10 protein-coding genes are annotated in these 13,051 nt (G+C 67.8%); 2 read left to right on the forward strand and 8 right to left on the reverse strand.

Translation table 11 applies throughout. The features are described 5' to 3' along the window. Positions 1–672 (forward strand): amino acid ABC transporter permease, encoded by a 672-nt coding sequence (locus G3W89_RS04315; protein ID WP_162572937.1) that lies wholly within the window; start codon positions 1–3, stop codon positions 670–672. 30 nt (positions 673–702) lie between these two features. Next, positions 703–1,440, forward strand: coding sequence for an amino acid ABC transporter ATP-binding protein (locus G3W89_RS04320; protein ID WP_162577317.1), 738 nt, complete (start codon positions 703–705; stop codon positions 1,438–1,440). A 413-nt stretch (positions 1,441–1,853) separates the two neighbouring features. Here the strand turns inward: G3W89_RS04320 and G3W89_RS04325 are convergent, their stop codons facing one another. The 8 genes from G3W89_RS04325 to G3W89_RS04360 form a co-directional block, all read right to left on the reverse strand. Beyond that, complete coding sequence (locus G3W89_RS04325; RefSeq protein WP_162572938.1) at positions 1,854–2,888, reverse strand: DctP family TRAP transporter solute-binding subunit; 1,035 nt, start codon at positions 2,886–2,888, stop codon at positions 1,854–1,856. 38 nt (positions 2,889–2,926) lie between these two features. Continuing rightward, entirely contained in the window at positions 2,927–4,225 is a 1,299-nt protein-coding gene (locus tag G3W89_RS04330; protein ID WP_162572939.1) for a TRAP transporter large permease, read from the reverse strand. Next, positions 4,222–4,782 carry a TRAP transporter small permease gene (locus G3W89_RS04335; protein ID WP_162572940.1) on the reverse strand — a complete coding sequence of 187 codons (561 nt, stop codon included), beginning with the start codon at positions 4,780–4,782 and terminating at the stop codon, positions 4,222–4,224. Before G3W89_RS04335 ends, G3W89_RS04330 begins: the two co-directional genes overlap by 4 nt. A 136-nt stretch (positions 4,783–4,918) precedes the next feature. Continuing rightward, the gene (locus G3W89_RS04340; RefSeq protein ID WP_162572941.1) at positions 4,919–6,859 is read right to left on the reverse strand and encodes an acyl-CoA synthetase; all 1,941 of its coding nucleotides are present in this window, start codon (positions 6,857–6,859) and stop codon (positions 4,919–4,921) included. A gap of 82 nt (positions 6,860–6,941) precedes the next feature. Beyond that, positions 6,942–8,093, reverse strand: coding sequence for an acyl-CoA dehydrogenase family protein (locus tag G3W89_RS04345; RefSeq protein WP_162572942.1), 1,152 nt, complete (start codon positions 8,091–8,093; stop codon positions 6,942–6,944). A 265-nt stretch (positions 8,094–8,358) separates the two neighbouring features. Beyond that, positions 8,359–9,567 carry an acyl-CoA dehydrogenase family protein gene (locus G3W89_RS04350; protein ID WP_162572943.1) on the reverse strand — a complete coding sequence of 403 codons (1,209 nt, stop codon included), beginning with the start codon at positions 9,565–9,567 and terminating at the stop codon, positions 8,359–8,361. A gap of 11 nt (positions 9,568–9,578) precedes the next feature. Beyond that, positions 9,579–10,769, reverse strand: a complete 1,191-nt coding sequence (locus G3W89_RS04355) for an acetyl-CoA C-acyltransferase (RefSeq protein WP_162572944.1) — start codon at positions 10,767–10,769, stop codon at positions 9,579–9,581. An 18-nt stretch (positions 10,770–10,787) separates the two neighbouring features. Beyond that, on the reverse strand, positions 10,788–12,923 hold the full coding sequence (locus G3W89_RS04360) for a 3-hydroxyacyl-CoA dehydrogenase NAD-binding domain-containing protein (protein ID WP_162572945.1): 2,136 nt from the start codon (positions 12,921–12,923) through the stop codon (positions 10,788–10,790). Positions 12,924–13,051 lie beyond the last annotated feature (128 nt).

The following is a 13,051-nucleotide window of genomic DNA, read 5'->3' on the forward strand; positions in this document are numbered from 1 at the left end:
ATGCTGGCCAACCTCGATTTCTCCTTCTACAACTGGAACGTCGTCAGCGGCTTCCTGCTGAAGGGCCTGTACTTCAGCGTCTTCCTCACCGTCGTTTCGACGCTCGGCGGCATTCTCTTCGGCACGCTGCTGGCCTTGATGCGGCTGTCGGGCAAGAAGTGGCTGGACGCGCCGGCCGCGATCTACGTCAACGGCATGCGCAGCATTCCGCTGGTGATGGTGATCCTGTGGTTCTTCCTGCTGGTGCCGTTCATCATCGGCCGGCCGATCGGCGCCGAGATCTCGGCCATCGTCACCTTTGTCGCGTTCGAAGCCGCCTACTTCAGCGAGATCATGCGCGCGGGCATCCAGTCGATCCCGCGCGGCCAGGTCCATGCCGCGCAGGCGGTGGGCATGACCTACAAGCAGAACATGACGCTGGTGATCCTGCCGCAGGCCTTCCGCAACATGCTGCCGGTGCTGTTGACGCAGACCATCATCCTGTTCCAGGACACGTCGCTGGTGTACGCCATCGGCGCCTACGACCTGTTGAAGGGCTTCGAGACGGCGGGCAAGAATTTCGGCCGGCCGATCGAGTCCTACCTGCTGGCGGCGGTGGTGTACTTCGTCATCTGCTATGCGCTGTCATTCCTGGTCAAGCGTCTTCACAAGAAGATCGCCATCATCCGCTGAACATCGAAAGGCAAAGTCATGGCCGACAAAATGATCGAAATCAAGAACGTCTCGAAGTGGTATGGGCCGGTCCAGGTGCTCAACGACTGCTCCGTCAGCATCGCCAAGGGCGACGTGGTGGTGGTGTGCGGCCCGTCGGGTTCGGGCAAGTCGACGCTGATCAAGACGGTGAACGCGCTCGAGCCCTTCCAGAAGGGCGAGATCACGGTCAATGGCATTCCGCTGCACGACCCCAAGACCAACCTGCCGAAGCTGCGCTCCAAGGTGGGCATGGTGTTCCAGCATTTCGAGCTGTTCCCGCACCTGTCGGTGACGGAGAACCTCACGATCGCGCAGATCAAGGTGCTGGGGCGCTCGCAGGACGAGGCCAAGACCCGCGGCCTGAAGATGCTCGACCGCGTGGGCCTGATGGCGCACAAGGACAAGTACCCCGGTCAGCTCTCCGGTGGCCAGCAGCAGCGCGTGGCGATCGCGCGCGCACTGAGCATGGACCCGATGGTGATGCTGTTCGACGAGCCGACCTCGGCGCTCGACCCCGAGATGGTCGGCGAGGTGCTGGACGTGATGGTGGCGCTTGCCAAGGAAGGCATGACCATGATGGTGGTGACGCACGAGATGGGCTTCGCGCGCAAGGTGGCGAGTCGTGTCATCTTCATCGACGTGGGTGGGCGGATTCTCGAAGACTGCTCGAAGGACGAGTTCTTCGCGCATCCCGAGAACCGGCAGGCACGGACGCGGGACTTTCTCAACAAGATCCTGCAGCACTGAACGGAATTGCCGTCTCAGTTAAAAAAGGCCTCCAATGTGGGGCCTTTTTTGTTCGCGCTTTGGTTCGGGGCTTGCCCCATGGAAGGGCGCCCGGCACGCGATACGGGCCGGTCGACCCCACTGCGGCGGCCCCTTCGGGGCTTCCCTGCGGTGCTCGCCTTTCGCGGGGTCTCGCTCAAACTCGCCTGCGGCTCAAACAGTCGCGAGCCCTGATCCGCGAAAGGCTGCGCTCCTCGGCGCCGCAGAGGGGTCGCCCAACCCGCACCGCATACCGGGCTTGGGAGTGTTCGGGCGTTGCGTGCACCTCGGACCTCAGACCTCGAACGTCTGGAGCCTCACCCCGAGCTTATCCACGCCTTCGCACACCTGGCCGTAGAACGCTCTTTCCGCCGCGTCCACGGGCCGAACGCGCGCTACTTTTTACGAGCAGCAATCGCCTGCTCAGCCTTCGTCACCAGGTCCGCGCCAATCTGCGGCTTCCACTTGGCATACACAGGACGCGTCGCCTTCACGAAGGCTTCGCGCTCTTCCGGGGTGAGCTGCGTCACCGTCACGCCCATTCCCGCGATCTCCTTCAGGACCGGCTTGTCGGCTTCCACCAGGCCCTTGCGCGCGATCTCGATCTCCTGCTTGCCGGCATCGATGGCCGCCTGGCGCACGATGGCCTGGTCGGCCGGCGTCCACGAGGCCCAGGTGTCCTTGTTGACCACGAACACCAGCGGATCCGCCATGTAGCCCCAGGTCGTGACGTACTTCTGCCCGACCGTGTGCATCTTGAGCACGGTGAAGAGGAACAGCGGGTTCTCCTGCCCGTCCACCGCGCCGCTCGCCAGGGCGGGCTGCGCATCGGCCCAGCTCATCTGCGTCGGATTGGCGCCCAGCGCGCTGAACATGTCGGAAAAGATGGGCGAGCCGACCACACGGATCTTCATGCCCTTCAGGTCTTCAGGCGACTTGATGGCACGCTTGGAGTTGGTGATCTCGCGGTAGCCGTTCTCGCCCCACGCCAAAGGCACCACGCCCGACTTGTCCAGCGTCTTGAAGATCTCCTTGCCGACCTCGCCCTGCGTCAGCGCATCGACGGCCGCGTAGTCGGGCATCAGGAAAGGCAGCGAGAACAGGTTGAGCTGCTTCACCTGAGGCGACCAGTTGATGGTCGAGCCCACCGCCATGTCGATCACGCCTTGGCGCAACGCGCTGAACTCGCGCGTCTGGTCGCCCTGGATCAGCGAGACGCCAGGGTAGAGCTTGATGTTGATGCGGCCCTGCGTGCGCTCCTTCACCAGGTCGGCCCAGATCTTGCCGGCCTGGCCCCAGGGCGTGGGCGGGCCCAGCACGAGCGACATCTTGTATTCGGCCTTGTAGCCTTGCGCCGGCGCGGAGACCGAGAAGCTGCCCAGCGTGGCAGCCACCGCCAGCAGGCCGATCAGTGAACGACGGAATTTCATGTGCGTCTCCTTCATGTGAACAATAAGAATCAACTTCCCTAGTAACCCAGCGCATGCGGCAGCCACAGCGCCAGCTGCGGCCACACGATCACCGCCACCATCACCAGGAACATCGCGAACAGCATCCAGCCCACCCAGCGCACGGTCTCTTCCATGCGCACTTTGGCGATGCGGCACGACACCATCAGGTTGACCGCCAGCGGCGGCGTGAACTGGCCCAGTGCCACCTTCAGCGTGAGGATCACGCCGAACCACACCGGGTCCCATTTGTAGTGCTGCACGATCGGCCACAGCAGCGGCACGAAGATCAGGAAGATCGAAACGCCATCGAGGAACATGCCGACCGTGATGAGCAGCAGGATCAGCAGCGACAGCACGCCGTATTCGCCCAGCCCGGAGTTCACGATCGCGCGCGTCACCGGATCGATCACGCCCAGCGTCGACAGCGAGTAGGCGAAGATCCCCGCCAGCGAGACCACCAGCAGGATCACCGCCGACAGCTCGCCCGACTCGCGCAGGATCACGAACAGGTCCTTGACCCGGATCGTGCGGTGCACCGCCATGCCGACGAAGAGACCGTAGAACACCGCCACCACCGCCGCCTCGGTCGGCGTGAACCAGCCCGCGCGCATGCCGCCGAGGATGAGCACCGGCGCCGCCAGGCCCCAGATCGCATCGCGCAGGCTCTGCCAGAAGGGCGGCCGCGGCAGCGTGGCCTCGAGCGCGCCCATGCGATGGCGGCGCGCCATCCACACGGCAGGCACGATCAACGCCAGGCCCGCCAGCACACCGGGCACCATGCCGGCCGCGAACAGCGCAGGCACCGAGGCGCCCGGCACCAGCACCGAGTAGACGATGAAGGCCACCGAGGGAGGAATCAGGATGTCGGTCGCGGCGGCGGCGCCGACCACGCTCGCCGAGTAGGCGGCCGGATAGCCCGCGCGCGACATCGCCCCGATCATCACCGCGCCGACCGCCGCTGCATTGGCAGGGCCCGAGCCCGAGATGCCGCCCAGGAACATCGCGACGACGATCGCCACCAGGGGCAGCATGCCGGGCCCGCGCCCGACGATGGCGATCGCGAAATTGACCAGGCGCAGCGCCACGCCCGAGCGGTCGAAGATCGAACCCACCAGCACGAACATCGGGATCGCGAGCAGCGGGTACTTGCCCAGCCCTGCATAGAAGTTCTGCGGCACCGCGAGCAGCCCGAACCACTGGGCATCGGCATTCGCCAGCCCGATGGCGACGGCACCCGCGAGTCCCAGCGCCGCGCCGATCGGCACGCCCACCAGCATCATCAGGATGAAGGCGGCGAAGAGCAGTGCGGGGATCATTCGCGCGCGTCCTCGACGCGCCGCTCGCGGCTGCGCCGAATGAACAGGCCCACCGCGCGCAACCCGATCGCGAAGCAGACGATCGGCAGCCAGACCGAGTACCACCACTGCGGCACGCCGATGCCGGGCGAGGTCTCCTCGAAGCGATAGTCGTCCCACACCACGCGCACGCTCAGCGCCGCGATCAGGAAGAAGAGCGCAGCCACCATCAGCGCGCCGAACTGCGCGAGCCGCTTGCGCCGGCCGATGGAGCCGCTGTCCGCGAAGTACTCGATGCGGATGTGCCGGTCGCGCGCCACCGCGGCCGAGCCCGCGACCATGGCCAGCAGGATCATGAGGAACACCGAGAACTCCTCGGTCCAGGCGAAGGAGGAATCGGTGAAGTAGCGCACCAGCACGTTGGCGAAGGTGATGCAGGCCAGCAGGCCCATGATGATCACCGTGGCCCAGTCCTCGATGGCCAGCGGCACGCGGGTGGGCTCGTCGGCGGCTTCGATCTCGGGGGGCAGGGGACTGGCGGCGTCCAGCGTGGGGCCGGACTCGGGAGGGGAGGACATCAGGGGGAACGGAGGCAGCGGCCAGGATTCGGCCACCCAGGATCGTAACGATCCATAACCGTTTGCCCCATCGGGGCTTTCCTTAGGGCCGGGGTCGATCCAGTCGGCCGACGCGCCCGGCGCCGAGAAGCGCCCCTTACTTCACCAGCACCTGAACCTTGAGCGGCAGGCGCCCGAGCGTGTCCTGCAGCCGGCCCTGCAGCGCCTGCGTCGCCGGGCCGGTCGTGGCGGCGTCGATGGTCACCATCAGCGCCTTCTCGCCCTCGGCCCGCACCGCCGGGCGCGCGGTGCCGGGGAGGTCGAGGTCGGCCCAGGCCTCCTCCACCAGCGCCTCCGCCACGCGGCGCGCGGCAAGGGCGCGCAGGTCGGGCTTGAAGATCTTGCCGACATTGGTCATGGGCATCTGCTCGATCACCACCACCGATTTCGGCTTGGCCGGCGCCTCGTCCACGCGCGCGGCGGTGAAGGCCAGCAGCTCGGCCTCGCTCGCCGTCTTGCCCGGGACCAGCGTGGCGAAGGCCACCGGCAGCTCGCCCGCATAGGCATCGGGCGCGCCGACCGCGGCGCACAGCTGCACCGCGGGATGCGCGCCCAGCGCGTCCTCGATGGTCTTGGGGTCGATGTTGTGGCCGCTGCGGATGATCAGGTCCTTGGAGCGGCCGCTGAGATGGAGGCGCTCCTCCTGGTCGATCCAGCCGAGGTCGCCGCTCGCCAGCCAGCCGTCGGCGGTGAAGGTCTTCGCGTTGTCGGCCGGATCGACGAAGCCGGAGAACAGGTTGGGCGACTTGAAGAGCACCATGCCCTGCTCGCCCGGCGGAAGCTCCTGGTCGCTGGCATTGCCGTGCGCATCCAGCGCCACGATGCGGATCTGCGTCCACGGCAGGCGCAAGCCCACGCAGCCCGGCGGCCCGATCACGCCCGGCGGCGTGATGGTGGAAATGCCCGCCATCTCGGTCATGCCCAGGCTCTCGTGCACGTGCAGGCCGAACAGGCGCTCGAAGCGTGCCGCCAGCTCGGGCGGCAGCACTGCGGCGCCCGTGCGGCAGTAGCGGATGGAGGAGATGTCGGCGCCGTCCAGCGGCACATTGGCCAGCGCCGCGAGCACGGTGGGCACGGCCGACAGCGAAGTCGGGCGGTGCTTCTCCACCAGCTTCCAGTAGTTCGCCATCACCTGCCGGTTGCGCAGCAGGGTGGTGGTGGGAATGATCACCTCCACCCCGGCCGAGAGCGAGGCCAGCGACGCCGGCAGCACGCCCGCCACATGGAACAGCGGGTAGCCGTTGATGGAAATGTCGTGCGGCCCCTGGCTCGTCATCTTGATGCTGGCGAAGGCCGTGAACACTTGCGCACCGTGGCTGTGGCGCGCCAGCTTGGGCGCACCCGTGGTGCCGCCGGTGTGGAAGTAGGCGGCGATGTCGGCCGGCGCGATGTCGCGGCCGCTTGCGAGGTGGTCGTCGGGCTCCATCGCGCGTCGCGCAGCGAAGTCGAGCACGCCCTCGGGCAGCGCGCCCGCGGCACCCGGCGGCTCATCGTGCGGCGCCACGCGCAGCACGGTGGTGAGCGTCGGCACCTGGCTGCGGAGGCGCATCGCTTTCGACCACATGCCGCCGTCGTCGTCCGCGCCCCAGGCGATCAGCACCTTGGCGCGGCCGGCCTTCATCAGCGAGACCAGCTTTTCGTCGGTGAGCAGCGGATTGAGCGGCTGCGCAATGCCCGCCGCCGCGCCGCCCCACAGCGCCAGGTGGTACTCGAGGCAGCCCGGCAGCAGGATCGCCACTGCATCCTCCGGCCCCACGCCCAGCGTGTGCAGCAGGTTCGCGGTCTGGTGGATGCCTGCGAGCAGTTGGGCATACGACCAGCGAATCGGCTCGTCGGCCGGGTCGCCGCTGCGCAGGAAGGTCAGCGCCGTGTTGTCGCCGAAAGCCGCGGCGGCGTTGCGAAAGATCTCGTAGGTGCTGCGCACCGTCAGCGCCTCGGACAGCGGGGTTTGCTCGAGCCGGCGCACGTCGTCGATGCTGCGGATGGGGAAGGTCGCGCTGAAGGGCGCGCCCGTGGCGCGTGTCTCGCTCGTGCTCATGACGGGTCTCCTCGTTCTGGCGTGGGCCGATGCGCGCCGGGCTGCCGAATCGCCGCGGCACGCATGGCCCATTGTGGATGCGTCAGTGCGCCGCGGGGAGGGCTTGCCGCCCGAGCGTGGCAAAGCGCTGCAGATGATGGTCCTCGTCGCCGAGCTGGTGGTCGATCATCACCAGCCGCTTCGCATAGTGGGCCAGCGGCAGCTCCCACGTCATGCCGATGCCGCCGTGCATCTGGATGCTTTCCTCGGCCACCAGTGTGCCGATGCGCCCGATGCTCGCCTTGGCGGCGGAGAGCGCGCGCTCGCGCGCCACGCGGTCGTCGCCGTCGATCGCCGCCGCTGCATTGATCACGGCCGAGCGCGCCTGCTCCACTTCGAGCAGCAGGTCGGCCATGCGGTGCTGCAGCGCCTGGAAGCTGCCGATCAATTGGCCGAACTGCTTGCGCGTGCGCAGGTACTCGAGCGTGGCCGCCTTGGCCGCTTCCATCGCGCCCAGGCTTTCGGCGCACAAGGCGAGCAGGCCGCGGCCGATGGCGCGCTCCAGCGTCGGGTAGCCCTGGCCTTCGCTGCCCAGCAGCGCGCCGCTTTCCAGCTTCAGCCCGTCGAACGCGAGCTCGGCCACGCGGCCGCCGTCGATGGCGGGGCAGCCGCGCACGTGCAAGCCCTGCGCCTTTGCCGGCACGAGGAAGAGCGAGATGCCGGCTTGGTCGTCGTTCGCTCCGGAGGTGCGTGCGGAGACCACGAAGACATCCGCCTGCTCGCCGTGGGGCACCACGGCCTTGGCGCCGTTGAGCAGCCATCCATCGCCGCTGCGTTCGGCGCGCGTCTGCACCTGCGCGGGTTCGTAGTGCGCGCCCGGCTCGTCGTGCGCCAGCGCCGCGATGGTGCTGCCCGCGATGATGGCGGCCAGGTGTTCCTTCTGCGCTTCGTTGCCCGCCGCGGCAATCGCCTCGCCGGCCATCACCGCGCCCAGCACCGGCTCGACCACCAGGCCGCGGCCCAGCGCCTCGAAGACCACGGCGACATCGAAGCCGCCACCGCCGAAGCCACCATCCTCTTCGCGGAAGAGCGCGCCGATCACGCCCAGCTCGGCGAACTGCTCCCAGATCTTCGTGCTGAAGCCCTGATCCGACTTCGCGATGCGGTCACGCGTCTCGAAGGCGTACTGCTCGGCGATGAAGCGGTTCAGGCTGTCGGCGAGCATGCGCCGGTCTTCGGTGTGTTCGAAATTCATTCCAACTCTCCTTATGCGTCTTGTGCAACGCGCGCCGCGTGGACAGGAGCGGCCAAAAAAAGGGCAATTCCAGAAACACCGCGGAACCGGCTTTGCCGGGCCGCTGGTGTTGCCCCCGGTCGGGGGTGGACGGCTACACGAAGTGAGCCAACCTGGGGGTGAGCAACATCTCCACCGCGGAACCGGCTTTGCCGGGCCGCTGGTGTTGCCCCCGGTCGGGGGTGGGCGGCTACACGAAGTGGGCCAACCTGGGGGGCGAGCTTGTTCACAGTCCCAGGATCATCTTGGAGATGATGTTTTTCTGGATCTCGTTGGAGCCGCCGAAGATCGACAGCTTGCGGTTGTTGAAGTACTTGGCCGCGGCAGGCGCCGCCTCGGCCGGGCCAAAGGGCGTGCCGGTGAAGCCTTCTTCGAGCGCCGCTTCGACGTAAGGCCGCGCATACGGCCCCATCGCGCGCCGGATCAGCGACGAGATCTCCTGGCGGATCTCCGTCCCGCGAATCTTGAGCATCGAGCTCTCGGCCCCCGGCACGCCGCCGCCCGCCACCGCCGCGATCACGCGCAGGTTGGTGGTCTTCATGTTCTCCAGGTCGATCTCGACGCGCGCCATGCGCGCCGCGAAAGCCGGGTCTTCCGACAGCGGCTTGCCGTTCTTCGTCTGCCTGTCCGCGATGGTCTTGAGCTGCTCCATGGCCGCCACCGAGAAGCCCACGCCCGCGATGTTGGTGCGCTCGTAGGTCAGCAGGTACTTGGCACAGGTCCAGCCCTTGTCCTCCTCGCCCACCAGGTTCTCGGCCGGCACGCGCACGTCGGAGAAGAACACTTCGTTGACCTCGTGGTCGCCGTCCAGCGTGATGATCGGCCGCACCTCGACCCCCGGCGACTTCATGTCGATCAGCAGGAAGCTGATGCCCTCCTGCTTCTTCGCCTCGCGGTTGGTGCGCACCAGGCAGAAGATCATGTTGGCGTGCTGGCCCAGCGTGGTCCAGGTCTTCTGGCCGTTCACGATGTAGTGCGGGCCCTGCGCATCGACGCCTTTGACGGCCGAGGTCTTGACCGAGGCCAGGTCCGAGCCCGCGCCGGGTTCGGAGTAGCCCTGGCACCACCAGTCCGAGCCGTCGAGGATGCGCGGCAGCCAATGGCGCTTCTGTTCCTCGTTGCCGTACTTGATCAGCACCGGCCCCAGCATGTTGACGCCGAAGGGCACGATGCGCGGCGCATGGGCCAGCGCGCATTCGTTCTCGAAGATGAACTTCTCGACCGCGGTCCAGCCCGGGCCGCCGTATTGTTCGGGCCAGTGATTCGCGAGCCAGCCGCGCGCGTTGAGGATGGCGTGCCACTCCTCCATGTCGGCCTTGCTCAGGTGTTTGCCGCAAGCGACCTTGTCGGAGAGGCGCTTGGGCAGCTTTTCCGCGAGGAAGCTGCGCACCTCCTTGCGGAAGGCTTGTTCTTCAGGCGTGAAGTTGAGGTCCATTGCCGAGCTCCTCAGAAGATTTCGAACAAGCCGGCAGCGCCCATGCCGCCGGCGATGCACATCGTGACCACCGCGTACTTCGCGCCGCGGCGCCGTCCCTCGATCAGCACGTGGCCCGCGAGCCGCGCGCCCGTCATGCCGAAGGGGTGGCCGATCGAGATCGCGCCGCCGTCGACATTGAGCCGATCGGCCGGAATGCCGAGCTTCTCCTGGCAGTAGAGGGACTGCGAGGCAAAGGCCTCGTTGAGTTCCCACAGGTCGATATCGTCGACCTTGAGGCCGTTGCGCGCCAGCAGTTTCGGCACCGCGAACACCGGGCCGATGCCCATCTCGTCAGGCTCGCAGCCGGCCAGCGCCAAGCCGCGGAAGGCGCCCAGCGGCTTCAGGTTGGCACGCTCGGCCTCCCTGGCTTCCATCAGCACGCAGGCCGAAGCGCCATCGGAGAGCTGCGAGGCATTGCCTGCGGTGACGAACTTGCCGGCGCCCATCACCGGCTCCAGCCTGGCCAGCGCCTCGTAGGTGGTGCCCCGGCGGTTGCAGGTGTCGGCGTCGGCAGTCACCTCCTTGTAGCTGACCAGCCTGGTTTCCTTGTCCGTCACCGCCATGGTCGTGGTGCAGGCCACGATCTCGTCCTTGTAGCGGCCCGCGAGTTGCGCCTCTTCCGTCTTGCGCTGGCTCTCGGCCGAGAAGCGGTCCTGCGCCTCGCGGCTGATGCCGTAGCGCTTGGCCACGATGTCGGCGGTCTCGATCATCGAGAGGTAGAGAGCCGGCTTGTGCTCGACGATCCAGGGGTCCATGCCGGAATCGCCGCTGTCGGTCGCGCTGCGGGTGCGGATTTGCGAGATGCTCTCCACGCCGCCCGCGATCATCGCCGGCGCGCCCTCGACCACGATGCGGCCCGCCGCCATTGCGATGGCCTGCAGCCCCGAGGCGCAGAAGCGGTTGACCGTGGTGCCGGCGATGCTGATCGGCAGCCCGGCGCGCACGAGCGCCTGGCGCGCCACGTTGCGGCCGGTGGTGCCTTCGGGGTAGCCGCAGCCGAGGATCGCGTCCTCGATCAGCGCCGGGTCGATGCCCGCCCGGTCGACCGCCGCGCGCACCGCAAAGGCGGCGAGCGTGGGTCCGGGTGTGGCATTGAACTCGCCGCGGTGCGCCTTGGTGAGCGGGGTGCGTGCGGTGGAAACGATGACGGCTTCGCGCATGGTGAGTGTCTCCTCGGCTTACTCGGATCGGTTCAGGCTCGCGAAGTCTGCGCCGCGTTCGACCAGCTCGACAAGCAGCGGCGACGGCTTCCAGAACAGCGGGTCTTCCTTGGCGAACTCGCGGATGTCGGCGAGCACCTTCGGCAGGCCCACCGTGTCGGCGTACTTCATCGGCCCGCCGCGGTGCCGCGGAAAGCCGTAGCCGTAGAGGAAGGTCACGTCCACGTCCAGCGGGCGCAGCGCGATGCGCTGGTGCACGACGTTGGCGCCCTCGTTGATCATCGCGGCCATGTAGCGGCGCATGATCTCTTCGTCGGTGAAGGTGCGCGGCGTGATGCCGGCGCGCTGGCGCTCGGCGTCGACGATCGCCTCCACCTCCGGATCCGGCGTGCCGGTGCGCGCGCCCTCGGGGTACAGGTAATAGCCGCGGCCCGTCTTCTGGCCGAACCAGCCGCGCTCGCAGATGCGGTCGGCAATCTGCACGTAGCGCGCCTTCGGGTCGCGCGTGGCCGCCTTGCGCTTGCGCGTGGCCCAGCCGATGTCGCCACCGGCCAGGTCGGACACCTGGAAGGGCCCCATCGGGTAGCCGAAGTCGCGCACCGCCTTGTCGATCTGGTAGGGCGAGGCGCCGTCTTCCATCATGTGGTCGGCCGCCTGGCGGTACACCGCGAGGATGCGGTTGCCGATGAAGCCGTCGCACACGCCAGCGCGCACCGGCGTCTTCTTCAGCTTCTTGGCCAGCTCGAAGCCGGTGGCGACCACGTCGGCGCTGACCTTCGCCGGCACCACGATCTCCAGCAGCTTCATGATGTTGGCCGGCGAGAAGAAATGCAGGCCCAGCACGTCGCCGGGGCGCGAGATGCTGGCCGCGATCTCGTCGATGTCGAGGTAGGAGGTGTTGGTCGCCAGCACCGCCCCTGGCTTGCACACGCGGTCGAGCTCGGCAAAGACGGCCTTCTTGACCGCCATGTCCTCGAACACGGCCTCCACCACGAGGTCGACGTTCGCGAGCGCGTCGTAGGCCGTCGAGCCCGAAAAGCGCGCCATCACCGCTGCCTTGCTCTCGGCCGTCATGCGGCCTTTCTGGACCAGGCCGTCGTACACCTTCTCGATGTGGGCGCGGCCGCGCGCGAGGCTGGGCTCGTCGCGCTCGATCATGGTCACCGGCAGGCCGGCATCGAGCATCGCGACCGCGATGCCCGCGCCCATGGTGCCGCCACCCACGATGCCGCAGGATTCGATCGGGCGCGGCTTCGCCGCCTTGGTCTCGGGCGCTTTCAGCACTTCGCGCTCGGCGAAGAAGGCATGGATCAGGCCGGCGCGCTGCGGGCTGTCGATGCACTGCAGGAAGAGCTTGCGCTCCAGCGCCATGCCTTCGTCGAAGGGCAACGTGAGCGCGGCCTCGACGGCTTCGACGATCTTCATCGGCGAGAACAGGCCGCGGCTTTTCTTCGCGGTCTCTGCGCGGGCCGCTTCGAGCGCGGCACGCTGCGCCTCCTTGTCGACCAAGGCCAGGGTCGCATCGCGCGAGCGGCGCAATGGCGACTTGAGCCTGATCAAATCGTGCGCAAGAGCCAGCCCTTCGGCCCGCGCATCCGCGCCGTTGCCGAGGCGATCGACCAGGCCCAGGTCCATCGCTTCCTGGGCGCCCACGTGGCGCCCGCTCAGCATCAGGTCCAGCGCCGCCTTCACGCCGATCAGCCGCGGCGCGCGCTGCGTGCCGCCGGAGCCGGGCATCAGGCCCAGCTGCACCTCGGGAAGGCCCAGCTTGGCGGAAGGCGTGGCCAGGCGGTAGTGCGCCGACAGCGCGATCTCCAGGCCCCCGCCGAGCGCTGCGCCGTGGATGGCGGCGACCACCAGCTTCTTGCAAGCCTCGATGCGGCCGCAAACCTCGGGCAGCGAGGGCTGCTGCGGCGGCTTGCCGAACTCGCGGATGTCGGCACCGGCGATGAAGTTGCGGCCGGCGCCCACGAGCAGCACCGCGGCCACGGCGGCATCGGCCTCGGCCGCCTCGATGGCGGCCACGAGGCCGCGGCGCACGTCCACGCCCAGCGCATTGACGGGCGGGTTGTCGATGGTCACGACCAGCACATCGGCCTGGCGCTCGAAGCGGACGGGTTCGGGAACGGAAGAAGAAGTGGCGGTGGTGGCCATGTGGAGTGTCTCCATGGGAGCGAACCTGTGCCGGCTCGCGGGGAAAAGGCGGAAAAACGGCGGTAACCCAGCATTCTTGGTCAGCGCTCGCGCTTTGACAATTGCCTGGGCTGTTGACAGACTGTCAA

Origin of the sequence: Variovorax sp. PBL-H6 (genome assembly GCF_901827155.1) — a bacterium.
Taxonomy (GTDB): domain Bacteria; phylum Pseudomonadota; class Gammaproteobacteria; order Burkholderiales; family Burkholderiaceae_C; genus Variovorax.

Bases quoted from the DNA above. Each gene is read 5' to 3' on its own strand.
- G3W89_RS04315 (WP_162572937.1), top strand. From the start codon at position 1: ATGCTGGCCAACCTCGATTTCTCCTTCTACAACTGGAACGTCGTCAGC.
- G3W89_RS04320 (WP_162577317.1), top strand. From the start codon at position 703: ATGATCGAAATCAAGAACGTCTCGAAGTGGTATGGGCCGGTCCAGGTG.
- G3W89_RS04325 (WP_162572938.1), bottom strand. From the start codon at position 2,888: ATGAAATTCCGTCGTTCACTGATCGGCCTGCTGGCGGTGGCTGCCACG.
- G3W89_RS04330 (WP_162572939.1), bottom strand. From the start codon at position 4,225: ATGATCCCCGCACTGCTCTTCGCCGCCTTCATCCTGATGATGCTGGTG.
- G3W89_RS04335 (WP_162572940.1), bottom strand. From the start codon at position 4,782: ATGTCCTCCCCTCCCGAGTCCGGCCCCACGCTGGACGCCGCCAGTCCC.
- G3W89_RS04340 (WP_162572941.1), bottom strand. From the start codon at position 6,859: ATGAGCACGAGCGAGACACGCGCCACGGGCGCGCCCTTCAGCGCGACC.
- G3W89_RS04345 (WP_162572942.1), bottom strand. From the start codon at position 8,093: ATGAATTTCGAACACACCGAAGACCGGCGCATGCTCGCCGACAGCCTG.
- G3W89_RS04350 (WP_162572943.1), bottom strand. From the start codon at position 9,567: ATGGACCTCAACTTCACGCCTGAAGAACAAGCCTTCCGCAAGGAGGTG.
- G3W89_RS04355 (WP_162572944.1), bottom strand. From the start codon at position 10,769: ATGCGCGAAGCCGTCATCGTTTCCACCGCACGCACCCCGCTCACCAAG.
- G3W89_RS04360 (WP_162572945.1), bottom strand. From the start codon at position 12,923: ATGGCCACCACCGCCACTTCTTCTTCCGTTCCCGAACCCGTCCGCTTC.